Here is a 20965-nt window from a genome sequence, read left to right as displayed (position 1 = left end):
CCAGTGCCCGATTTCGACCTCGGCGAAACCGGCTCACGATCCGCGGCGGATCCGGCCGGCGTACCGGGCCTCCAGCGCGTCGTTGTGCGCATCGCCACCGGTGATGTTCGCCGACAGGTAGACCGGCGGGGTCCGCCCCGCGGCGATCATCCGGGCCACCACCTCGGCGACGATCTGCTGCGCCAGCAGGGCGGCGGTGATCGAGGAGACCGCCCCGACCGCGCCGCCACCGGGCAGCGGCAGCGTCGCGTCCCCGTACGGGGAGCCGTTGTCCAGCAGCACGTCGGCGAAGTCGGCCAGCTTGCGCCCGGACGGGTGCCGGGAGGTCATCCGGGCCGAGTGCGCCACCGAGGTGATCGCGACCAGCCGGTGGCCGCGCTCCTTGACCAGGGCGGCGAACTCCACCATGGCCCCGTTCACCCCGGAGTTGGAGGCGAGCACGAAGACGTCCGACGGACGGACCGGGGCCAGCTCGTAGAGCCGGTGCGCCACCGCCGGGTCGCGTTCCAGCTTCGGGCCGAGGATGCCGGCCGGCTCCCCGCCGTACAGCACCAGGTCGCGCAGCGCGATCCGGTTGGTGGGGACCAGCCCGCCGGCCCGGCCAGCGATCTCCATGGCCAGCGCCTCGGAGTGCCCGGTGCCGAAGGCGTGGACCACCCCGTCGGCGGCCAGCGCCTCGGCGATCAGGTCGGCGGCCTCCCCCACCGCGGCCCGCTGGCCGATCGCCACCCGGTCGACCGTCTCGCGCACCACCGCCAGGTACGCCTCCGCGCTCACCGTCATGCCGTCTCCGTCCGTCGTTCCCGGGCCAGCCAGCCCACCGCGAAGTCGACCGCCGTCCGCTGCCGCACCAACCGGCCGGTCCCGTCGCCCACCGGCCCGGTCCGCTCCGCACCGGTGGCCGCCAGGTCGTCGCCCAGCCGGGCGAAGTCGCTCTCGTCGAGGTCCACGTCGTCCCACCACACCCACTCCCGGCCGCCGTCACCGGTCGACACGGCCGCGCCGCAACGCTGCCGAGGCAGGCCGGGCAGCCGGTACTCCGCCAGGTGCAGCGAGGTGTTGGAACCGTGGTCGACGCCGAGCAGCAGCACGTCGGCGTCGAGGTCGTAGAGGCGGGCCAGCGGGGAGGTCTCGCCCAGCATGTCGGTCAACGCGTGGCCGACCACGATCCGGTCGGCCGCCGGACCGAGCGCGGCGAACGACACCTGCGGGTGGGCGCTGCGCCGCGCCCCCGGCCAGGTCCGCACCTGCTCGGCGAGGGCGCCCATGAACCGGCTGGGCGTCCGCGCCGGGTCGAAGCCGGGTGACTCCGCCCGGATCACCGGCCACCAGTGCGCCGGCACCGGCGGCCTGCTCCAGCCGGCCGGGTCGCTGTTCTCCGGGGTGTGGGTGGGCACCACGATCGTCCCGTCCGGCCCCAGCACGTCGCGCAGGGCGAGCACCATCGCCTCCGGACCGCCGCAGAGGAAGCCCAACGGGCGCGACGCGGCGTGCACCAGGACCACCCCGCCGGGGCGTACTCCCAGGTCGTGGAGCTGCGCGGCGAGGGACGCGCGGGTGTGCGGCCCGGCCGGCGCGGGCGTCGCGGTCACCCCCGGACCCGGGCGAGGATCGCCTCGGCCAGCGGCCCCGGCGCCTCGTCCGGGATCCAGTGGGTGACGCCGGGCAGGGTGACGAAGCGGTAGTCGCCCTCGACGTGGCCGGCGCAGGCCTGCGCGGCGGTCCGGCCGATGGCGATGTCCTTGTCGCTCCAGACGTAGGTGGTGGGGACGGTCACCGGGCCGACGGCCTTCATGTCGGAGCCGGTCATGGCCCGGTACCAGTTCAGCGCGGCGGTCAGCGCGGCCGGCTCGCGCATCGGGTCGGCGTAGCGGGCCACCCGCGCCCGGTCGCCGACCCCGGAGAGCAGCCTGCGCAGCGCGGTGGCGTTGAACGCCAGCAGCACCTTCTCCGCCTTGCCCGGCTTGCGGAACAGCGCGATGTAGGACGAGCGGGCCTTCTGCTGCGGATCGGTGGCCAGGGCGTGCCCCATCGCCGCCGGGTGCGGCACGGAGACCGCGGTCAGCGTGCGCACCCGGTCCGGGTGGGCGGCGGCGAGACCCCAGGCGACGATGGCCCCCCAGTCGTGTCCCACCACGTGCGCGGCGGTCACCCCGAGCGCGTCGAGCACGCCGGCCGCGTCGGCCACCAGCTCCGGGATCCGGTACGCCCCGACCTCGGCCGGCCGCGCCCCCGGCGAGTAGCCGCGCTGGTCCAGGGCGTACGTGCGCAGCCCGGCGGCGTGCAGCGCGGGCAGCACCGCATCCCACTCGCCGCTGTGCTGGGGGAAGCCGTGCAGCAGCAGGACGGGTACGCCGTCCTCCGGACCGCCGGTGCGTACCTCGAACGTCAGACCTCGCGCGTCGACCCGCATGATCGGCAGCCTACCCACCGTCGGCCCACTGGGCCGCCGCCCACGTGCGGTGCTAGCGTCTGCATCGAGACAACTTCACATCCGACAGGGGAGCGCACAGCGCTGAGAGTGCGGGCACCAGCCCGCAGACCCTCGAACCTGATCTGGGTAATGCCAGCGCAGGGAGTTCGGTCGACCTCCAGCCGCGCCGCCGTCCGGTAGCCACCGGGCGCGGCGTGCGTCTTCTCCTGGTTCGTTCACTGGACTGGGAGCACACCATGAACCACACCGACAGCAACCGCTGGCGCACCATCGACATCGTGGTCGCCGCGGTCATCGCCGTCGCCTTCGGCGTCGTCTTCTGGGCCTGGGGGCTGGTCTGGAAGGCCGCCGACCCGGCCTTCGCCGCGGCGCCCGCCGCTCAGGCGATCATGTACGGCGTCTGGCTGGTCCCCGCCGTGCTGGGCGGCCTGGTCATCCGCAAGCCGGGCGCGGCCCTGTTCTGCGAGACCGTCGCGGCGGTCGTCTCCGCGCTGCTGGGCAGCCAGTGGGGTGGCGTCGTCATCGTCCAGGGCCTGGTCCAGGGGCTCGGCGCCGAGCTGGCCTTCGCCGCCTTCCGGTACCGGTCGTTCCGGCTGCCGGTGGCGGTGCTCGCCGGCGCGCTGACCGGCCTCAGCGCCGCCCTGTTCGACTTCTTCGTCTGGAACTCCGAGTACGCCCTGGTCGGCTACCGCCTGCCGTACGCGGCGCTGACCGTGGTCAGCTCGGCCCTGATCGCGGGCGTCGGCGGTTACTACCTCACCCGAGCCCTGGCCAACACCGGCGCCCTGGACCGCTTCCCGGTAGCCCGCGACCGCGCCACGGTCTGACCCCGATCCTTTCGTTGATCACGGAGTTGACGGCGATGTGGATCTCCGATTGTGCCGCCAACCTCATGATCGACGAGGCAGGGTGTTCCGGGAGGGGGGTGTAGCGGTGGGTTCCGTGGTGCTGCGGGGGTTCGGGTGGCGGCACGCCGGGCGGAAGCGGTGGGCGGTACGCGGGCTCGACCTGCGCGTCGAGCGCGGGGAGCGGGTGCTGCTGCTCGGGCCGTCCGGCGCCGGCAAGAGCACGCTGCTCGCCGCGCTGGCCGGCCTGCTCCCGGAGGACTCCGGTGAGCAGGAGGGCACCGTCGAGATCGACGGGCTCGACCCGCGCAAGGCCCGGGAGCGGGTCGGCATCGTCTTCCAGGACCCGGAGAGCCAACTGGTGATGGCCCGCTGCGGCGACGACGTCGCGTTCGGGCTGGAGAACCGGGGCGTACCGGCCGAGGAGATCTGGCCCCGGGTGGACGAGGCGCTGCGCCGGGTCGGTTTCCCGTACCGGCGGGACCGGCCCACCGCCGCGCTCTCCGGCGGCGAGCAGCAGCGGCTCGCCCTGGCCGGGACGCTCGCCCTGCGCCCCGAGCTGCTGCTGCTCGACGAGCCCACCGCCAACCTCGACCCGGCCGGCGCCGCCCAGGTCCGCCGGGCCGTCGCCGAAGCCCTCGACGCCGACACCACCCTGATCCTGGTCGAACACCGGGTCACCGAGGCGTTGCCGCTGGTCGACCGGGTGGTCGTCGTCGAACCGGGCGGCGGGGTGCGGGCCGACGGCACACCCGAGGCGGTCTTCGCCGCGCACGGCGACGTGCTCGCCGCGGAGGGGGTCTGGGTGCCGGGCCACCCCGTACCGCCGCGCCGCGCCGCCGGCCCGGCCGGTGACCTGCTGATCACCGCCGACCGGCTCGGCCTGCCACCCCGGCTAGCCCCCACCGACCTTTCGGTACGCGCCGGCGAGGCGCTCGCCGTCCTCGGCCCGAACGGCGCCGGCAAGTCCACCCTCGCCCTGCTGCTGGGCGGCCTGCTCCGCCCCGGCGCCGGCCGGGTCACCGCCAGCGCCGAACTGGCCGGCCGGGACGCCCGCACTCCCCCGCACCGCTGGCGGGCGCCAGCCCTGGCCCGCCGGATCGGCTCGGTCTTCCAGGATCCCGAGCACCAGTTCGTCACCGGCACCGTCCGCGACGAACTGGCCCTCGGCCCCCGCCGCACCGGAACGCCCGAACCGGCCGTCCGGGCGACCGTGGACGAGCTGCTGGAACGGCTCGGCCTGGCCGCGCTGGCCGGCGCGAACCCGTACACCCTCTCCGGTGGCGAGGCGCGGCGGCTGAGCGTGGCGACCGCCCTGGCCACCGCGCCCCGCCTGCTGATCTGCGACGAACCCACCTTCGGTCAGGACCGGCGGACCTGGCGGGAGCTGGTCGACCTCTTCGCCGGGCTGCGCGACGCCGGACACGGCATCGTCGCGGTCACCCACGACGCGGACTTCGTCGCCGCCCTGGCCGACCGCACCGTCACCCTGGAGCGCCGCCCGTGATCGACATCCAGCCGGTCGCCGCGCCCGGCGCGCCGCTGGCCCGGCGCAACCCGGTGGCGAAGGTGGCCGCCGCGCTGGTCTTCTCGTTCGTCCTGCTCGCCACCCTGGACCCGGTGGCCCCGGCGCTGGCCATCGCCGTCGAGCTGGCCGTGCTGCCGTTGTTCGGCGTCCGCTACCGGCTGCTGGCCCTGCGGGCCTGGCCGCTGCTGGCCAGCGCCGTCGGCGTGCTGGTCACCCTGGTGCTCTTCGCCGCCGACCGCTCCGGCCGGGTGCTGCTCGACGCCAGCCCGGTCCTGGTCACCTCCGGGGTGCTGGTCACCGCGCTCGGGCTGGTGCTCCGGCTGCTGGCGGTGGCGCTGCCCGGCATCATCGTCTTCGCCACCACCGACGCCACCGACCTGGCCGACGCGCTGATCCAGAACGCGAAGGCGCCGGCCCGGTTCGCCATCGGCGCGCTGGCGGCGTTCCGGCTGGTGCCGCTGCTCGGGCAGGAGTGGCAGATGATCAGCATGGCCCGCCGGGCCCGGGGGGTGGACGCCGGCCGCAACCCGGTGGCCAGGCTGCGGCTCTTCGTCTCCACCGCGTTCGCGCTGCTGGTCGGGGCGATCCGGCGGGGCACCCGGCTGGCCGTCGCGATGGACGCGCGGGGCTTCGACGCCGGTGTCCCGCGAACCGTGGCCCGCCGGCAGCGGTTCGGGCTCGCCGACTGGGCGCTGATCGCCTCGGCGGCCGTGGTTTCCGGGGCGGCGCTGACGGTCAGCGTGCTGCTGGGGACGTTCCGCCCGCTGATCGGCTGACCGCCGGATCCCTGGCACGATCGGAGGCATGCTGATCGCGTTCTCGATCACCCCGCTCGGCGTGGGTGAGTCCGTCGGTGACCTGGTCGCCGACGCCGTCCGGGTGGTCCGCGAGTCCGGGCTGCCGAACCGGACCGACGCCATGTTCACCACCGTCGAAGGCGAGTGGGACGAGGTGATGGCGGTGGTCAAGCGGGCCGTCGACACGGTCGCCGCCCAGGCGCCCCGGGTCAGCCTGGTGCTCAAGGCGGACGTCCGGCCCGGGGTCACCGACGCGATGCACGCCAAGGTCGCCCACGTGGAGGCCCGCCTGGCGCAGGGCTGACCCGGCCGGGAGCCGGGCGCGCGAACGGACGAGGCACGGGCCGGTGCCGGGGGCGGCGTTGCGTGCCCGCCCGTGCACCCACCGTCGACGACCGGACCCGGCGGCTCGTCGGCCGCGATACGGTCGCAGGACGGGCATCGAAGACGAAGGGTGGCGGTACGCATGGCAGAGCAGGCGACGGCGCAGATCGGGGTCACCGGGCTGGCGGTGATGGGCCGCAACCTGGCCCGCAACCTCGCTCGCAACGGGTTCCGGGTCGCGCTGCACAACCGTTCGCCCGAGCGCACCCGCAGTCTGGTGGCCGAGCACGGCGACGAGGGCACCTTCGTGCCGTCGGAGACCATGGCGGACTTCGTCGCCTCGCTGGAGCGTCCCCGTGCGGTGATCGTGATGGTCAAGGCGGGCGGCCCCACCGACGCGGTGATCGACGAGCTGGTCCCGCTGTTGGAGGAGGGGGACATCGTCGTCGACTGCGGCAACGCGCACTTCGCCGACACCCGCCGCCGCGAGGAGGCGCTGCGCGGGCACGGGCTGCACTTCGTCGGCACCGGCGTCTCCGGCGGCGAGGAGGGCGCGCTGCTCGGCCCGAGCATCATGCCCGGCGGGTCGGCCGAGTCCTACCAGAAGCTCGGCCCGATGTTCGAGAAGATCGCCGCGCAGGTGGAGGGCACCCCGTGCTGCCGGCACATCGGCCCCGACGGCGCCGGCCACTTCGTCAAGATGGTCCACAACGGCATCGAGTACGCCGACATGCAGCTCATCGCGGAGGCGTACGACCTGTTGCGGGCAGGCCTGTCGGCGAGCCCGGCGGAGATCGCCGACATCTTCCGGGAGTGGAACGGCGGGGAGCTGGAGTCCTTCCTCATCGAGATCACCGCGGACGTGCTGGCGCACACCGACGCGGCGACCGGCCGCCCGTTCGTGGACGTGGTGCTCGACCAGGCCGAGCAGAAGGGCACCGGTCGCTGGACGGTGCAGAGCGCGCTGGACCTGGGCATCCCGATCACCGGCATCGCCGAGGCGACCTTCGCCCGGTCACTGTCCGGGCACGCCGACCAGCGCGCCGAGGCCCGCCGCGCCTTCGGCGACGCCGGCGAGAAGTGGCAGGTCGACGACCGGGACACCTTCGTCGAGGACGTACGACGCGCGCTGCTGGCCAGCAAGATCGTCGCGTACGCGCAGGGCTTCGACCACATCCGGGCCGGCAGCCGGGAGTACGACTGGGACATCGACCTGGGCGGCACCGCCACCATCTGGCGGGGTGGCTGCATCATCCGGGCCCGTTTCCTGGACCGGATCCGGGAGGCGTACGACGCCGAGCCGGAGCTGACCACGCTGCTGGTGGCGCCGTGGTTCGCCGAACGGGTCTCCGACGGCGTGCCGGGCTGGCGGCGGGTGGTGGCCGACGCGGCCCGGGCCGGAGTGCCGACGCCGGCCTTCTCCTCGTCGCTGGCGTACTTCGACGCGCTGCGCGCCGAGCGGCTGCCGGCCGCTCTGATCCAGGGCCTGCGGGACGACTTCGGCGCGCACACCTACCACCGGGTGGACCGGGAGGGCTCCTTCCACACCCTCTGGGCGGGTGACCGCTCCGAGGTGGAGGCCTGACCGGGGCTCAGCCGAGGGTGGCGTGCATCTCCCAGACCAGGATCTCGGCGGCCTCGGCGGCGGTGACCCGCTGGCCACCGGTCATGGTGATCCGCGCGGCGTCGCCGGTGTCGAGCCGCTCGGAGCCCTCCAGGTCGACCGCGCCGGCGGGGACGTAGACGTGCAGGAACGGCGCGTCGGGCAGTACCACCTCGTCGCCGGGGCCGAGCCGGGCGGCGTGCAGCGTCGCGTACCGGTTGCGGATCCGGATGGCGGCGTCGCCGGCGTGGCGGTCCATGCCGGAGGCGACCGGTACCAGGCCGCCGCGGAGCAGCTCGTCACCGATCTCCAGCTGCTCGTAGCCGGGGTCGATCCCCTCGGTGTCGGGCAGCACCCACATCTGCACGAAGTGGACGGGGTCGGTGTGCGGGGCGGTGTTCTCCAGCCGCCACGAGTCGTTCTTCTCCGAGTGCAGGATGCCGGTGCCGGCGCTCATCCGCTGGGCCAGCCCTGGATAGATCACCCCGGAGTGGCCGGTGGAGTCCTGGTGGACCAGCGAGCCGCGCAGCACCCAGGTGACGATCTCCATGTCCTCGTGGGGGTGGGTCTCGAAGCCGGTGCCGGGGTGCACCACGTCGTCGTTGTTGACCAGCAGCAGCCCGTGGTGGGTGTTGCCCGGGTCGTAGTGCCGGGAGAACGAGAAGGAGTGCTTCGAGTCCAGCCAGGACAGCCGGGTGGCGAATCGGTCGGTGGCCCGGCGGACGTCCACCGCGGGCACCGGGGCGACGGCCGTCACCAGGCCCGCTGCCCGGTCTCGGTGGGCGCCCAGCCCAGCGCCGGTTCGCCGTTGGCCAGTTCGGCGATCTCGCCGGAGCGGACGACCGGGGTGTGTCCCAGCTCGTCGCAGTGCTGCTCGGCGATCTCGGCGCAGATCGCGGCGACCTGCTCGCAGATCGGACTGCCCAGGTCGGCGGCGTTCAACGCCATGATCATTTTGTACCGCAGCTCCACCATCGCGCACCCCCGCGGCCGACCCTACTGTCGGCGTACCCGAGGGGTGGTGGAAACGCGACGGCGCCGCACATCCGGGGGACGTGCGGCGCCGAACCTACCGGCTCAGAAGAACCGGCGACGCTTGGCCTTCTGCGGGCGCAGCATGTTCGCGCCCTGGTTGAGCAGTCGGCTCACGCCGGACGGGCCGCGCTTGGCCTCCAACGTGCTGCTGAGCCGGCGTGCGCCGGCCGCCGCCAGCGGCACGGCGACCGCCATGAGCGCCCACTGGGCGATGCGCTTCTGAATCATGTGGGTTCACCTCCGCGTTTGTCTGCTGCTGAGAAGGTGATACCCAGCCCCGGCCCGGGCTAAGCGTGACCTGGGCCCTGCGGGGCCACCGGGTTCGGCAGCGCGCCGCCGAAGCGCCGGTCGCGCTGCGCGTACAGCTCGCAGGCGTACCAGAGGTGGCGGCGGTCGAAGTCCGGCCAGAGCGTGTCCAGGAAGACCAGTTCGGCGTACGCGGCCTGCCAGAGCAGGAAGTTGGAGATCCGTTCCTCGCCGGAGGGGCGCAGGAAGAGGTCCACCTCCGGGATCTCCGGGTGGTAGAGGTACTTCGCGATGGTCTTCTCGGTGACCTTGTCCGGGTGCAGCCTCCCGGCCGCGACGTCCCGGGCGATGGCCGCGGCGGCGTCGGCGATCTCCGCCTGGCCGCCGTAGTTCACGCAGAACTGGAGGGTCAGCGTGGAGTTGCCGCGGGACATCTCCTCCGCGGTCTGCAACTCGGAGATGACGCTCTTCCACAGTCGCCCGGCCCGCCCCGACCAGACCACCCGCACGCCCAGCTCGACGAGCTGGTCCCGGCGACGCCGGATGACGTCCCGGTTGAAGCCCATCAGGAAGCGGACCTCCTCCGGCGAGCGCCGCCAGTTCTCGGTGGAGAACGCGTACGCCGAGAGATAGGGGATGCCGAGCTCGATCGCGCCCTCGATGGTGTCGAAGAGGGAGTGCTCGCCCGCCTCGTGGCCCTTGGTGCGAGGCAGGCCGCGGTCCTTGGCCCACCGGCCGTTGCCGTCCATCACCACCGCCACGTGCTTCGGCTTCGCCTCGGCGGGCAGCGCCGGCGGCCGGGCGCCCGACGGGTGCGGTGTCGGCGGCACCGGCTCACGCCGGCCGGCCCTCATCGATCGGATCACTCGGTCATCTCCCTGCTCACGTCCACTGCCCCGGCCTCGGCGACCCGGCCCGGCAGCCCGCCGGCGCCGGCCTGGCGGACCGGGCCGGCCGTCGGGGTGGCCCCCCGGTCGACCAGCGGCAGCGAGCGTAGCGCGCGTTCCAGGTGCCACTGCAGGTGCGCCGCGACCAGGCCGCTGCACTCCCGGCGTACGCCGGTCTCGGTGGCGTCGGCGAGCACCCAGTCGCCGCTGGTCAGCGCGGACATCAGGTCGATGGTGGCCGGCGCGGGGTGGGCCGCGCCGGGTGGCCGGCAGTCCGGGCAGACCGCGCCGCCGGCCGGCACGGAGAACGCCCGGTGCCGCCCGGGCGTGCCGCAGACCGCGCACGCGATCAGCGCCGGCGCCCACCCGGCCAGGGCCATCCCGCGCAGCAGGTACGCGTCGAGCACCAGCGTGGTGGCGTGCTCGCCGCGGGCCAGCGACTTCAACGCGCCGAGGGTGAGCTGGAACAGCCGCAGCGACGGCTCCCGCTCGACCGGGGTGAGCCGCTCGGCGGTCTCGGCGATCGCGCTGGCCGCCGTGTAGCGGGGATAGTCGCCGAGGAACCGCTTGCCGTAGAGGTCGATCCCCTCGACCTGGCTGACGCTGTGCAGCGCGCTGCCGGTGTTGCCCTTCGGGTCGCCGGCGAGCTGCACGTCCACGTGCCCGAACGGCTCCAGCCGGGCGCCGAACTTGCTGGTGGTGCGGCGTACCCCACGGGCCACCGCGCGCAGCCGGCCGTGCCGGCGGGTGAGCAGCGTGATGATCCGGTCGGACTCGCCGAGTTTCTGCACGCGCAGCACCACCGCGTCGTCGCGGTAGAGCTGACGGCGGTATCCGGCCATCCGGTCATTCTCCCTCAGGGTACGGAATCAGGGTCCGTTCGGGGTGCGCCGGCGGCGGAACCCGGATGTGCCCCCGGGCCTGGCGGTCGTAGCGTGCTGCCATGTCCTCTCCCCGCACCCGCCACGCGGCCGGCGCCGTCGCCCTGCTGATCCTCCTCGCCGGGTGTGACACCATCGCCTCCCGCCGGCTCGACTTCGACACCACCGAGTCCGCCCGCGTCGACCGGGTCACCGTGCTGCCTGGCGCGGGCGACGTGGTGCTGCACGGCACCGGCCCGGCCGGGCAGGTACGGGTGAAGCGCACCCTGCGCTACCAGGGCGACCAGCCGGGGCAGACCTGGCGGGTCGACGGCGCCGCACTGGTGCTGGACACCGACTGCGGTCCGCGCTGCTCGGTCTCCTACGACGTCACGCTCCCCAAGGGCGTCGAGGTACGCGGCGAGACCGCCTCGGGCAACGTCGAGCTGGCCGGCACCGGCCCGGTTCAGTTCACCGCCCGCTCCGGCGACGTGCGGGTGGCCGGCGCCACCGGAGCGGTCCGGATCGAGGCCAACTCGGGCAACGTCGAGGTGTCCGACGTGACCGGACCGACCCGGCTGCGGGCCAACTCCGGCAACGTCACCGGCACCCGGCTCGCCGGCCCGGTCGACGCCGACGCCGACTCGGGCAACATCACCCTCGACGTGAGCACCCCGGCCGGGGTCCGCGCCCACGCCGCCAGCGGAGACGTGTCGGTGCTGGTGCCGCCGGGCGCCTACCGGGTCCAGGCGCGGGCGGACTCCGGTGACAAGCAGGTCGGGTTCACCGACGACCCGAAGGCCACCGTGCTGCTGGACGTCAGCGCCGACAGCGGCAACGTGACGCTCACCGCCCGCTGAGGTGTCCGACGACGGCGGCCTCGGCGTTGCGCTGGGCGGGCGGCCGGGCCCCCACGAGCACCGGCGCGACCGGTCCGGCCGGCGCGGGGCTGGTCGGCGCGGCCGCGGGGGCGCGCCCGGCCCGACCGCCGGGCACCAGCTCCGGACGGCGTCGGGCCGCGACGTCCTCCACCCAGCCGACCAGCAGGGTGACCACCCCGACCAGGGCGAACACCAGCAGCACCCGGATCGCCAGGCCCACCGGGTCGGTGCGGGACATCCCCACCACGTCGACCAGCGGGGTGAGGGCGATCACGAACGGCATGTGCCAGAGGTAGATGGTCAGCGCACGCCGGTTGACCGCCGTGACCGCCCGGCTGAACAGCGCGTTGCGGTCGACCCAGGCCGCGGCGGCCGGTGCCCGGCCCAGCATCACGAGGATGAACGCGGTGGACCAGAGCGCGTTGCCCAGGTCGATGTCGTTGAGGTCGTAGCCGCGCACGCCCCGGTGGGTGAGGATCCACGCCCCGCCCGCACCGCCCACCAGCAGGACCACCGGCACCAGCACCCGGCTGGCCAGCCGGCGCAGCAGCCCGTCGTGGTGGGCGAAGCCCAGCATCCAGGCGCCGAAGTAGAGCCCGAACTCGCGCAGCACCAGCGGCGCCCCGGGGCGGAGGCCGAACTCGATCGCGGCGAGCAGCGCGTACGGGGCGGCGAGGGTGAGCACCGGCGCTCGGCGGAACAGCCACAGCGCGACCGGCGAGGCCAGCACGAACCAGAGGTAGTCCCGTAGGTACCAGATGACGCTCAGCGCGAGCGCCCCCCAGTGGTTGGCCGGCGGGTCGGCCACCGGGAAAAGCCACAGCAGCACCCGACTGGTGAACGGCAGGCCGGTGAGCAGCATCGCCGGCACGAAGACGGCCGCGACCACCCAGAGCGACGGCAGCAGGCGGCGCAGCCGGCGCCCCACCGCGCGTACGCCGGACCGGTCCAGCGACGCCGCCATCAGCGACCCGGCCAGCGCGAACATGACCGACATGGCCGGGAAGACCAGGGTCAGCACGGCGTAGCCGGTCACGTGGTAGACGACCACTCGGATGATCGCCAGGAAGCGCAGCAGGTCCAAGTATCGGTTTCGCATCGGCCTGGATCTGTCTCCGGGGCAGGGGGCGAGGCGTTCCCTACCCTCCGGCGCGGCGACGACAAACGGCCAACCGAGCCGCCGCACAGTGAACCATCCCATATGCCAGATCGGCCGGATCGTCGGTCGGAGCGCCACGGCGGGCAACCAGCCGGGGAGGCCGTTCCGGCGCCTACAGACTTGAGAGCGTCAACGACTCAGCGGAGCCGGGGGCCCAGGGATCGGCGGCGAGCACCAAGCGTGGGGGTGGGACGCGGGACCAGGGCGCGACGACGCAGGCAGGGCCAGGGACGCAACGATGCGGCGGGACGGCCCTGAGCGCGGCAGACAAGCACCGACCTGCCGCAACTCGCGCCGGTCCAGGCCGCGCCGGCCGTGACCGGCGCGGCCCGGTCCGCGCCGGTCAGAAGCCGAGCTTGCGCAGCTGCTTCGGGTCGCGCTGCCAGTCCTTGGCCACCCGGACGTGCAGGTCCAGGTAGACCCGGCTGCCCAGCAGCTCCTCGATCTGCTTGCGGGCGGTCGTGCCCACGTGCTTGAGCCGGCTCGCCTTGTGACCGAGCACGATCGCCTTCTGGCTGGGCCGCTCGACGTACACGTCAGCGTAGATCTTGATGATCTGGCCCTCGGGGATCATCTCCTCGACCACCACCGCGATGGAGTGCGGCAGCTCGTCCCGGACCCCCTCCAGGGCGGCCTCCCGGATCAGCTCGGCGACCAGCACCTGCTCGGGGTCGTCGGTGAGCATGTCGTCCGGATAGAGCTGCGGCGACGGCGGCAGGTAACCGGTCATCACCTCGACCAGGGTCTCCACCTGGTGGCCGGAGACCGCGCTCACCGGCACCACGTCCGCGAACTCGCCCAGCTCGCTGACCGCCAGCAACTGCTCGGCCAGCCGCTTCTTGTCCACCAGGTCGGTCTTGGTCACCACCGCGATGACGGTCGCCTTCAGCTCCGCCAGCTCGCCGGTGATGAACCGGTCGCCGCGGCCGATCGGCTCGTCGGCCGGGATGCAGAGCCCGATCACGTCGACCTCGCTCCAGGTGGAGCGGACCAGGTCGTTCAGCCGCTCGCCGAGCAGCGTACGGGGGCGGTGCAGTCCGGGGGTGTCGACCAGCACCAGCTGCGACTCGGGACGGTGCAGCACCGCCCGGATCACGTGCCGGGTGGTCTGCGGCTTGTTCGAGGTGATGGCGATCTTCTGCCCGACGATGGCGTTGGTCAACGTCGACTTGCCGGCGTTCGGCCGACCGACGAAACAGGCGAAACCCGCCCGGTACGGGCGTTCCTGGGGCTGAGCTGCGCCGGTCACTCGACCACCGTGCCGAGGACCGTGCCGTCCGGCGCCGCCACGTGGATCGGCGCGTCGGCGGCCAGGTCACGGACCGCCGCGTGCCCCGCCCCGTCCAGCGTCGAAGCCTCGGTGACCACCACGGCCGCCTCCAGCCGGCTCGCCCCGGCGGCGACCGCCGAGGCCACGGCGAGCTGCAACGCGGTCAGCGTCAGCGACGGCAGCGAGACGCTGGCCGCCGCGTACGTCCGGCCGTCCTGGTCACGGACGGCCGCGCCCTCCACGGCGGCCACCCGGCCGCGCGCACCCCGGGCCAGGACGACCAGCTTGCCGTCCTCGGCGCTCAGCTCGGCCGGGTCGGACGGGGTGGGCCGGGCGGCAGGTACGGCAGCGGACTCAGGCATCGGCGGGCAGCCTCTCCTCGGATCGGTTCGGGTGGTTGCGGGACTCGGCGTGCTCGCCGCGCCCCGGGGCGTCCTGCCCCTCGGTCGACTCGGCCCGGCTGACCAGCACCGAGTCGATCCGGTTGCGCCGGCCGGTGGTGCCCTCGGCGATCAGCCGGAGCCCCGCCACCTCGGCCTCGGCCCCGGGGATCGGGACCCGACCGAGCGACTGGGCCAGCAGGCCACCGACCGTCTCCACCTCGTCGGTGGGCAGCTCGGTGTCGAACAGCTCGCCGAGGTTCTCCACCGGCAGGCGCGCGGTGACCCGGACGGAGCCGTCGGGCAGGTGCTCCACCGGCGGGCGTTCGACATCGTACTCGTCGGTGATCTCCCCGACGATCTCCTCCAGGATGTCCTCGATGGTGACCAGGCCACCGGTGCCGCCGTACTCGTCGACGACGATCACCAGGTGGTTGCGGGCGGCCTGCATCTCCGACAGCAGGTCGTCGACCGGCTTCGACTCGGGCACGAAGGTCGCCGGACGCATCAGCTCCGACACCGGCGTCTGGTGGGCGCGCGGATCGCCGCCCCGGGTACGCCGGATCAGGTCCTTGAGATAGAGCACGCCCAGCACGTCGTCGACGCTCTCGCCGATCACCGGGATCCGGGAGAACCCGGAGCGCAGGAAGAGCGCCAACGCCTGGGAGAGGGTCTTGCCCTCCTCTATCCACACCATCTCGGTACGCGGCACCATCACCTCACGGGCGATGGTGTCGCCCAGCGCGAAGACCGAGTGGATCATCTGCCGCTCGCCGTGCTCGACCACGCCGCGCTGCTCGGCCAGGTCGACCAGCTCCCGCAGCTCGATCTGGCTGGCGAACGGCCCCTCCCGGAACCCCTTGCCCGGGGTGACCGCGTTGCCGATCAGGATCAACAGCGAGGCCAGCGGGTTGAGTGCCCGGCCCAGCCAGCGCACCAGCGGCGCCACCGCCCGGCCCACCGCGTACGCGTGCTGCCGGCCGATGGTGCGCGGCGCCACACCGACCACGACGAAGCTGACCACGGTCATCGCGCCGGCGGTGACCAGCGCGGCCCGCCAGCCGGCGCCGAAGCTGTCCACCGCGACCAGCGCGACCAGCGTGGTCGCGGTCAGCTCGGCCAGCAGCCGCAACAGCAGCAGCAGGTTGAGGTGGCGGACCACGTCACCGGCGACCACCTGGAGGGCGCGCGCGCCGCGCGCGCCGTCCCGGGTCAGCTCGGCGGCCCGGGCCGGGGAGACCGCGGCCAGCGCCGCCTCGGTCATCGCGAGCAGGCCGGCGAGGACCACCAGGCCGGCCGCGAAGAAGATCAGTTGCAGGTCGGGAAGGCCGGCGGCCGCGCCGGCCGCGAGTGTCGGGGAGGACATCACCGGGACCGGGTCGACCGCCAACTGGCCAGCAGTTTGGCCTGGAGCCCGAACATCTCGCGCTCCTCCTCCGGCTCGGCGTGGTCGTAGCCGAGCAGGTGCAGCACCCCGTGCACGGTGAGCAGGTGCAGCTCGTCCGCGGCGGAGTGACCGGCGGTGGCCGCCTGCCTGGCCGCCACCTCCGGGCAGAGCACGATGTCGCCGAGCAGGGCCGGCTCGCCACCGGCGGAGGCGGCCTCACCCGGCCCGTGGTCGACGCTGCCCTCGTCCATGGGGAAGGCGAGCACGTCGGTCGGGCCGTCACCACCCATCCAGCGGTGGTTCAGCTCGGTCATGTAGCCGACGTCGACCAGCAGCACGGAGAGCTCGGCGAGGGGGTTGACCCCCATCTCGTCGAGCGCGTGCCGGGCCACGGCGAGCACGGCGTCGGTGTCGACCTCGACACCGGACTCGTTGGCGATCTCGATGGACAACTGTCTTCCTCTGGTGGAATTAACGGCGCCGGCCGGCCCGGCCGCCCTGGGCGGTCCGCCCGGGCACGGCGTGCACGCCCTGCGCCTGCTGGTTCTCCCGCTCGTCCCAGCGGGCGTACGCGTCGACGATCTCGCCGACCAGCCGGTGGCGGACCACGTCCGAGCTGGAGAGCTGGGCGAAGTGCACGTCCTCGACGTTGCCCAGGATCTCCCGAACGACCCGCAGGCCGCTGCTGGTCCCGCCGGGAAGGTCCACCTGGGTGACGTCACCGGTCACCACGATCTTGGAACCGAAGCCCAGCCGGGTGAGGAACATCTTCATCTGCTCGGGCGTGGTGTTCTGCGCCTCGTCCAGAATGATGAACGCGTCGTTCAGGGTCCTGCCCCGCATGTACGCCAGCGGCGCCACCTCGATGGTGCCGGCGGCCATCAGCTTGGGGATGGTCTCCGGGTCGAGCATGTCGTGCAGCGCGTCGTAGAGCGGCCGCAGGTAGGGGTCGATCTTCTCGTTGAGGGTGCCCGGCAGGAAGCCCAGCCGCTCCCCCGCCTCGACCGCCGGCCGGGTCAGGATGATCCGGTTGACCTGCTTGGCCTGGAGCGCCTGGACGGCCTTCGCCATGGCCAGGTAGGTCTTGCCGGTGCCGGCGGGGCCGATGCCGAAGACGATGGTGTTCGCGTCGATCGAGTCGACGTACTTCTTCTGCCCGAGGGTCTTGGGACGGATGGTGCGCCCGCGCCGGGAGAGGATGTTGAGCGTCAGGACCTCGGCGGGCCGCTCGGCGGTGCCCTGTTCGAGCATGCCGACGGTGCGCCGCACCGCGTCAGTGGTCAGGGTCTCGCCTTTCTCGATGAGTTCGATCAGCTCACTGAAGAGCCGCTCGGCGAGGGCGTTGTCCGCGGGCGCACCGGTGATGGTGATCTCGTTGCCGCGGACGTGGACGTCACTGACGACCGAGCGTTCGACGAGTCGCAGGATCTCGTCACCCGCGCCGAGGAGGTTGACCATGATCTTCGGGTCGGGGACCGTGATCCTGGTCTGCACGCGGGGCGGGCCGGGAGGTGGGGTGCCGGTCATAGTTCGGGCCCGTCGGGCCCTGCGCCACCTGCTCTCGATCTCGGTGCCGGGCCCAGCTGGCGCGGCGGACGGACGTTGCTCCCATCGTATCGGGTCAACACCGGACGCACCTTCTCCAATTCCCCCGCCCGCGGGTCAGCCACCGGCACGGAAGTCGTACCCGTCGAAGGTCTCCTGGGCCCGGGTGAACCGGTAGGTCGCCCAGTGCATCCGGACCACCACGCCCCGCTCGTCGCGGGTGAGCCGGAGCAGCTCGCCGACCTCGCGCCCGGAGACGGTGCGGAACACGTCGGGCCGCTCCGGCAGCGGGGCAAAGACCGCCGGCGGCTTGCCGACCGGGTCGTCCGCGCCGCGGGCCCGCAGGGTGCCGTCGTGCCAGGAGAAGACGTACTCGAAACCCTCGCCCCACCAGCGGCCCAGCATGCCGCGCAGCTGCTCCGGCGCGGGCGGACCCGGCCGCCAGGGGGTGATCTCCGCCGGGTCGTGCTCGGCCGCCGCGGCGAGCAGCCGGTGCGGCAGGTCGAAGATCTCCGCGGCGGTGCCGGAGGAGGCGAGCACCGCGGCGCCCATCGCCCCGGCCGTGCCGTCGCCGCCCCGCCGGCCGTAGACGGCGGCCAGGAAGCCCGGCATCGCCCCGTCGTGGCCGACGTGGGTCACCCGGGCGCCCTGCGGCACCAGGATCAACCCGAGGCCGAAGCCGGTGCCCCAGGCCGTCTCGTCGGTCACCGTGAGCGGCCAGCGCATCTCGTCGACGGTGGCCGGGGCCAGCACCGCGCCGGCCGGGTCCAGCCCCGCCGGGTCGGCCAGGAACGCCGCCCACCGGGCCATGTCCGGGGCGGTGCTCCAGAGCTGCGCGGCGGGCCCGACCGCGCCGAAGTCGGTGGGTGGCTCCGGGTGGGCCTCGTCGGAGTACGCGTCGACCAGGAACCCGGTCGCGGCCCGCTCCCCCGGCCGGGCGGCGGTGCCGGTGAGCCCGAGCGGGCGGAGCACCCGGTCGGTCAGCACCTCCGCCCAGGTCCCGCCGCGCAGCCGGCCGACCAGCGCCCCGAGCAGCGCCATGCCCAGGTTGGAGTAGTGGTAGCGGCGGGCCGGCGGCAGCACCCGCTCCACCCGGGCCAGGTCGGCGAGGAGCTGGTCGGCGTCCGGGGCGCGCAGGCTGTCCCAGACGTCGCCGTGCGGCTCGCGCTGCAGGCCGGAGGTGTGCGACAACAGCCGGCGCACCGGCAGCTCGCCGTGCCCGGGCAGGTCCAGGTGCCGGCCGATCGGGTCGTCCAGGTCGAGCAGCCCGTCGTCGCGGCACTGGAGCACGAGCACCGCCGTGAAGGTCTTGGTGACCGAGCCGATCCGGAACACGGTGTCGGCGTCCAGCGGGGTGCCGTTGCCGGTGTCGCCCACCGCGCAGCTCCAGAGCGGGCGGTCGGCCCGGTGCAGGGCCGCCGCGAGGGCGGGCACCCGGGCGTCGGCCTGGACCCGGTGCACCATCCGGTCCAGTCGTTCGTTCACCTCGATCACGACTGCAGTGTAAGGAGGGCCCCCTTGTTGACACACGCCCGTTAATAGGGGGCCCCTGCTATACCGGAGGCGTTAAGAAGGGGCCCCTGCTTACGCCTCAGCGGCAGACCATCGGTCCCAGCGGGGCGCCACCGAGCAGGTGGGCGTGGACGTGGAAGACCTCCTGGCCGCCGTGCGCCCCGGTGTTGAACATCAGCCGGAAGCCGTCGGCGTCCAGCCCCTCCTCCTCGGCGACCATCGCGGCGGTGGCCAGCAGCTCACCGGCCAGCCCCGGGTCGTCCAGGGCGAGCGTCGCCACGTCGGCGTAGTGCTCCTTGGGGATCACCAGCAGGTGGACGGGCGCCTTCGGGTCGACGTCCCGGAAGGCGAGGGTGCGGTCGGTCTCCCGCACGACGGTGGCCGGGATCTCCCCGGCGACGATCCGGCAGAACAGGCAGTCGGTTCCCATCCGGGCAGTGTAAGGAAGGGCCCCCTTTTAACGCCTGGTGTATAGGAAGGGCCCCCTGTTAACACCAGTGACGCCTCCGGCAGGATGGCGGCCATGGCGGGACGGGCGGTACTGGTGACGGGGGCCTCGCGCGGCATCGGCGCGGCAGTGGCGCGGGCGTTCGCGGCGGGCGGGGACCGGGTGGCGATCCACCACCGGGACTCGGCGGAGCTGGCCGAGAAGCTGCGGGCCGAACTGCCCGGCGAGGGGCACGTCGTGGTCCGCGCCGACCTGGCCGACGCCGACGGCGTACGGGCCATGGTGGACGCGGCGGCGCAGGCGCTGGGCGGACTGGACGTGCTGGTCAACAACGCCGGCGTGTACGGCCCGCGGGAACTGCCGCACCCGGTCTTCGGCAACACCTACGAGCAGTGGCGGGAGCAGTGGCGGCTGGTCGTGGAGACCAACCTGACCGGCGCCGCGAACGTCACCTGGTGCGCCGCCCAGCACATGCGGGAGCGGGGCGGCCGGATCGTCAACGTGTCGTCCCGGGGCGCCTTCCGGGGCGAGCCGGAGCAGCCCGCGTACGGGGCGAGCAAGGCCGGCCTGAACGCGCTCGGCCAGTCGCTGGCGCTGGCGCTGGCGCCGTACGGGATCGCGGTGGCGACCGTCGCGCCCGGCTTCGTCGAGACGGACATGACCACGACCCACCTGGCCGGTGAGCGGGGCGCCGCGATCCGGGCGCAGTCGCCGTTCAACCGGGTGGCCCGCCCGGACGAGATCGCCGCGGCCGTGCACTGGCTGGCCAGCCCGCAGGCGGAGTGGGCGTCCGGGACCATCGTGGACCTCAACGGCGCCTCCTACCTGCGCAGCTGAACGCTCGGCGAACTGTCAGGGCCGTCGCCGGGAGGGACGCCCGATCGGGGGTAAGGGTCACCGGCATGACGGAGACCGCGCCGCTGGACCTCACCGCCGACTACCGGGTCGACGACGGGCACGACGACGACCCGGTGCTGTTGCGCCCCGACGGCAGCCCGGTCGACACCTGGCGCGAGGACTACCCGTACGACCGCCGGCTGACCCGGGAGGAGTACGACCAGACCAAGCGGCTGCTCCAGATCGAGCTGCTCAAGCTTCAGGACTGGGTGAAGGAGTCCGGCGAGCGGCTGGTGATCATCTTCGAGGGGCGGGACGCGGCCGGCAAGGGCGGCACGATCAAGCGCTTCATGGAGCACCTGAACCCGCGCGGCGCGAAGGTCGTCGCCCTGGTCAAGCCGAACGAGCGGGAGTCGACCCAGTGGTACTTCCAGCGGTGGCTGGCGCACCTGCCGGCGGCCGGTGAGATCGTGCTCTTCGACCGGTCCTGGTACAACCGGGCCGGCGTGGAGCGGGTGATGGGCTTCTGCTCGCGTACCGAATATCTGGAGTTCCTGCGGCAGGCCCCGGACCTGGAGCGGATGCTGGTCCGCTCCGGTGTCCGGCTGGTCAAGTTCTGGTTCTCGGTGTCCCGCAACGAGCAGCGCACCCGGTTCGCCGTCCGGCAGGTCGACCCGGTACGCCAGTGGAAGCTCTCCCCGATGGACCTGGCCTCGCTGGACCGGTGGGACGACTACACCGAGGCGAAGGAGGCGATGTTCTTCTGGACCGACACGGCCGACGCGCCGTGGACGGTGGTGAAGAGCAACGACAAGAAGCGGGCCCGGCTGGAGGCGATGCGGCACGTGCTGCACCGCTTCCCGTACGCCGGCAAGGACCCGGAGGTGGTCGGCGCCCCGGACCCGCTGATCGTCGGCCCCGCCGGCCTGGACCTGGACCCCGAGGAGCGACCCGTCCCCGTCTTCCCCCGCCCCTGAGGCCGGGTGG

Annotated in this window: 24 protein-coding genes and 1 riboswitch; of the genes, 8 read left to right on the top strand and 16 right to left on the bottom strand. The window is 73.5% G+C overall.

What is annotated here, in order from left to right:
* Positions 1–33: 33 nt before the first annotated feature.
* The 3 genes from GA0070564_RS26510 to GA0070564_RS26500 are packed head-to-tail and all read right to left on the bottom strand — an operon-like array spanning position 34 to position 2413.
* Positions 34–783 carry a sugar isomerase domain-containing protein gene (locus GA0070564_RS26510; RefSeq protein ID WP_091615005.1) on the bottom strand — a complete coding sequence of 250 codons (750 nt, stop codon included), beginning with the start codon at positions 781–783 and terminating at the stop codon, positions 34–36.
* On the bottom strand, positions 780–1592 hold the full coding sequence (locus GA0070564_RS26505) for an AAC(3) family N-acetyltransferase (protein ID WP_091615002.1): 813 nt from the start codon (positions 1590–1592) through the stop codon (positions 780–782). The genes GA0070564_RS26510 and GA0070564_RS26505 overlap by 4 nt, the downstream gene beginning before the upstream one ends.
* Positions 1589–2413 (bottom strand): alpha/beta fold hydrolase, encoded by an 825-nt coding sequence (locus GA0070564_RS26500; protein ID WP_091614999.1) that lies wholly within the window; start codon positions 2411–2413, stop codon positions 1589–1591. The genes GA0070564_RS26505 and GA0070564_RS26500 overlap by 4 nt, the downstream gene beginning before the upstream one ends.
* A gap of 76 nt (positions 2414–2489) precedes the next feature.
* Positions 2490–2596, top strand: a riboswitch (TPP riboswitch).
* A 74-nt stretch (positions 2597–2670) separates the two neighbouring features.
* Here GA0070564_RS26500 and GA0070564_RS26495 point away from each other — a divergent pair.
* The 5 genes from GA0070564_RS26495 to gndA all read left to right on the top strand — a co-directional run bounded on the left by GA0070564_RS26495 (position 2671) and on the right by gndA (position 7513).
* Positions 2671–3261, top strand: coding sequence for an ECF transporter S component (locus GA0070564_RS26495; protein ID WP_091614996.1), 591 nt, complete (start codon positions 2671–2673; stop codon positions 3259–3261).
* A 106-nt stretch (positions 3262–3367) separates the two neighbouring features.
* Positions 3368–4786, top strand: a complete 1419-nt coding sequence (locus GA0070564_RS26490) for an ABC transporter ATP-binding protein (RefSeq protein ID WP_091614992.1) — start codon at positions 3368–3370, stop codon at positions 4784–4786.
* Positions 4783–5583: an energy-coupling factor transporter transmembrane component T family protein gene (locus GA0070564_RS26485; RefSeq protein WP_091614990.1), complete on the top strand. Its 801-nt coding sequence runs from the start codon at positions 4783–4785 to the stop codon at positions 5581–5583. Before GA0070564_RS26490 ends, GA0070564_RS26485 begins: the two co-directional genes overlap by 4 nt.
* A 28-nt stretch (positions 5584–5611) precedes the next feature.
* Positions 5612–5908, top strand: a complete 297-nt coding sequence (locus tag GA0070564_RS26480) for an MTH1187 family thiamine-binding protein (RefSeq protein ID WP_091614987.1) — start codon at positions 5612–5614, stop codon at positions 5906–5908.
* 162 nt (positions 5909–6070) lie between these two features.
* A complete protein-coding gene (gene gndA / locus GA0070564_RS26475; protein ID WP_091614982.1) occupies positions 6071–7513 on the top strand; it encodes an NADP-dependent phosphogluconate dehydrogenase in 1443 nt (480 codons plus the stop codon).
* Positions 7514–7520: 7 nt separating this feature from the next.
* Here gndA and GA0070564_RS26470 read toward each other — a convergent pair whose 3' ends face one another.
* From GA0070564_RS26470 to recO, 5 genes are all read right to left on the bottom strand, one after another.
* A complete protein-coding gene (locus tag GA0070564_RS26470) occupies positions 7521–8288 on the bottom strand; it encodes a pirin family protein (protein ID WP_091614978.1) in 768 nt (255 codons plus the stop codon).
* Positions 8285–8506: a thioredoxin reductase gene (locus GA0070564_RS26465; RefSeq protein ID WP_091614974.1), complete on the bottom strand. Its 222-nt coding sequence runs from the start codon at positions 8504–8506 to the stop codon at positions 8285–8287. Before GA0070564_RS26465 ends, GA0070564_RS26470 begins: the two co-directional genes overlap by 4 nt.
* Positions 8507–8608: 102 nt before the next feature.
* Positions 8609–8794, bottom strand: a complete 186-nt coding sequence (locus GA0070564_RS26460; protein WP_091614971.1) for a hypothetical protein — start codon at positions 8792–8794, stop codon at positions 8609–8611.
* A 59-nt stretch (positions 8795–8853) separates the two neighbouring features.
* On the bottom strand, positions 8854–9666 hold the full coding sequence (locus tag GA0070564_RS26455; protein ID WP_091615192.1) for an isoprenyl transferase: 813 nt from the start codon (positions 9664–9666) through the stop codon (positions 8854–8856).
* Positions 9667–9674: 8 nt separating this feature from the next.
* Complete coding sequence (gene recO / locus GA0070564_RS26450; protein WP_245670279.1) at positions 9675–10541, bottom strand: DNA repair protein RecO; 867 nt, start codon at positions 10539–10541, stop codon at positions 9675–9677.
* A gap of 101 nt (positions 10542–10642) precedes the next feature.
* Here recO and GA0070564_RS26445 point away from each other — a divergent pair, with 101 nt between their 5' ends.
* The gene (locus GA0070564_RS26445; RefSeq protein ID WP_091614968.1) at positions 10643–11419 is read left to right on the top strand and encodes a DUF4097 family beta strand repeat-containing protein; all 777 of its coding nucleotides are present in this window, start codon (positions 10643–10645) and stop codon (positions 11417–11419) included.
* Here GA0070564_RS26445 and GA0070564_RS26440 read toward each other — a convergent pair.
* The 8 genes from GA0070564_RS26440 to GA0070564_RS26405 form a co-directional block, all read right to left on the bottom strand.
* Positions 11406–12539 (bottom strand): acyltransferase family protein, encoded by a 1134-nt coding sequence (locus GA0070564_RS26440; protein ID WP_091614965.1) that lies wholly within the window; start codon positions 12537–12539, stop codon positions 11406–11408. The genes GA0070564_RS26445 and GA0070564_RS26440 overlap by 14 nt on opposite strands.
* A 403-nt stretch (positions 12540–12942) precedes the next feature.
* Entirely contained in the window at positions 12943–13848 is a 906-nt protein-coding gene (gene era, locus GA0070564_RS26435; protein WP_091614962.1) for a GTPase Era, read from the bottom strand.
* Positions 13845–14231: a cytidine deaminase gene (locus GA0070564_RS26430; protein ID WP_088972703.1), complete on the bottom strand. Its 387-nt coding sequence runs from the start codon at positions 14229–14231 to the stop codon at positions 13845–13847. The genes era and GA0070564_RS26430 overlap by 4 nt, the downstream gene beginning before the upstream one ends.
* Positions 14224–15639 carry a hemolysin family protein gene (locus GA0070564_RS26425; protein WP_091614958.1) on the bottom strand — a complete coding sequence of 472 codons (1416 nt, stop codon included), beginning with the start codon at positions 15637–15639 and terminating at the stop codon, positions 14224–14226. Before GA0070564_RS26425 ends, GA0070564_RS26430 begins: the two co-directional genes overlap by 8 nt.
* A complete protein-coding gene (ybeY, locus tag GA0070564_RS26420) occupies positions 15615–16088 on the bottom strand; it encodes an rRNA maturation RNase YbeY (protein WP_091614955.1) in 474 nt (157 codons plus the stop codon). Before ybeY ends, GA0070564_RS26425 begins: the two co-directional genes overlap by 25 nt.
* A 19-nt stretch (positions 16089–16107) precedes the next feature.
* Positions 16108–17163: a PhoH family protein gene (locus GA0070564_RS26415; protein WP_091614952.1), complete on the bottom strand. Its 1056-nt coding sequence runs from the start codon at positions 17161–17163 to the stop codon at positions 16108–16110.
* A gap of 135 nt (positions 17164–17298) precedes the next feature.
* Complete coding sequence (locus tag GA0070564_RS26410) at positions 17299–18645, bottom strand: serine hydrolase domain-containing protein (RefSeq protein ID WP_425412546.1); 1347 nt, start codon at positions 18643–18645, stop codon at positions 17299–17301.
* 127 nt (positions 18646–18772) lie between these two features.
* Positions 18773–19123 (bottom strand): histidine triad nucleotide-binding protein, encoded by a 351-nt coding sequence (locus GA0070564_RS26405; RefSeq protein ID WP_091614946.1) that lies wholly within the window; start codon positions 19121–19123, stop codon positions 18773–18775.
* A 93-nt stretch (positions 19124–19216) separates the two neighbouring features.
* Here GA0070564_RS26405 and GA0070564_RS26400 point away from each other — a divergent pair, with 93 nt between their 5' ends.
* Together GA0070564_RS26400 and ppk2 are read left to right on the top strand one after the other, a co-directional pair.
* Positions 19217–19978: an SDR family NAD(P)-dependent oxidoreductase gene (locus GA0070564_RS26400; RefSeq protein ID WP_091614943.1), complete on the top strand. Its 762-nt coding sequence runs from the start codon at positions 19217–19219 to the stop codon at positions 19976–19978.
* Between the two features lie 65 nt (positions 19979–20043).
* Positions 20044–20955: a polyphosphate kinase 2 gene (gene ppk2, locus GA0070564_RS26395; RefSeq protein WP_091614939.1), complete on the top strand. Its 912-nt coding sequence runs from the start codon at positions 20044–20046 to the stop codon at positions 20953–20955.
* Positions 20956–20965 lie beyond the last annotated feature (10 nt).

It is taken from the genome of Micromonospora mirobrigensis (assembly GCF_900091555.1).
Taxonomy (GTDB): Bacteria; Actinomycetota; Actinomycetes; order Mycobacteriales; family Micromonosporaceae; genus Micromonospora; species Micromonospora mirobrigensis.
Note: the sequence above shows the minus strand (reverse complement) of the source record. Positions and strands in the feature narration are given on the sequence as shown.

Excerpts from the sequence above, each read along its gene's own strand:
- GA0070564_RS26510 (WP_091615005.1), bottom strand. The coding sequence starts at position 783 with ATGACGGTGAGCGCGGAGGCGTACCTGGCGGTGGTGCGCGAGACGGTC.
- GA0070564_RS26500 (WP_091614999.1), bottom strand. The coding sequence starts at position 2,413 with ATGCGGGTCGACGCGCGAGGTCTGACGTTCGAGGTACGCACCGGCGGT.
- GA0070564_RS26495 (WP_091614996.1), top strand. The coding sequence starts at position 2,671 with ATGAACCACACCGACAGCAACCGCTGGCGCACCATCGACATCGTGGTC.
- GA0070564_RS26480 (WP_091614987.1), top strand. The coding sequence starts at position 5,612 with ATGCTGATCGCGTTCTCGATCACCCCGCTCGGCGTGGGTGAGTCCGTC.
- gndA (WP_091614982.1), top strand. The coding sequence starts at position 6,071 with ATGGCAGAGCAGGCGACGGCGCAGATCGGGGTCACCGGGCTGGCGGTG.
- GA0070564_RS26465 (WP_091614974.1), bottom strand. The coding sequence starts at position 8,506 with ATGGTGGAGCTGCGGTACAAAATGATCATGGCGTTGAACGCCGCCGAC.
- GA0070564_RS26460 (WP_091614971.1), bottom strand. The coding sequence starts at position 8,794 with ATGATTCAGAAGCGCATCGCCCAGTGGGCGCTCATGGCGGTCGCCGTG.
- GA0070564_RS26455 (WP_091615192.1), bottom strand. The coding sequence starts at position 9,666 with ATGAGGGCCGGCCGGCGTGAGCCGGTGCCGCCGACACCGCACCCGTCG.
- recO (WP_245670279.1), bottom strand. The coding sequence starts at position 10,541 with ATGGCCGGATACCGCCGTCAGCTCTACCGCGACGACGCGGTGGTGCTG.
- GA0070564_RS26445 (WP_091614968.1), top strand. The coding sequence starts at position 10,643 with ATGTCCTCTCCCCGCACCCGCCACGCGGCCGGCGCCGTCGCCCTGCTG.
- GA0070564_RS26440 (WP_091614965.1), bottom strand. The coding sequence starts at position 12,539 with ATGCGAAACCGATACTTGGACCTGCTGCGCTTCCTGGCGATCATCCGA.
- GA0070564_RS26430 (WP_088972703.1), bottom strand. The coding sequence starts at position 14,231 with ATGCCTGAGTCCGCTGCCGTACCTGCCGCCCGGCCCACCCCGTCCGAC.
- GA0070564_RS26415 (WP_091614952.1), bottom strand. The coding sequence starts at position 17,163 with ATGACCGGCACCCCACCTCCCGGCCCGCCCCGCGTGCAGACCAGGATC.
- GA0070564_RS26410 (WP_425412546.1), bottom strand. The coding sequence starts at position 18,645 with ATGGTGCACCGGGTCCAGGCCGACGCCCGGGTGCCCGCCCTCGCGGCG.
- GA0070564_RS26405 (WP_091614946.1), bottom strand. The coding sequence starts at position 19,123 with ATGGGAACCGACTGCCTGTTCTGCCGGATCGTCGCCGGGGAGATCCCG.
- GA0070564_RS26400 (WP_091614943.1), top strand. The coding sequence starts at position 19,217 with ATGGCGGGACGGGCGGTACTGGTGACGGGGGCCTCGCGCGGCATCGGC.
- ppk2 (WP_091614939.1), top strand. The coding sequence starts at position 20,044 with ATGACGGAGACCGCGCCGCTGGACCTCACCGCCGACTACCGGGTCGAC.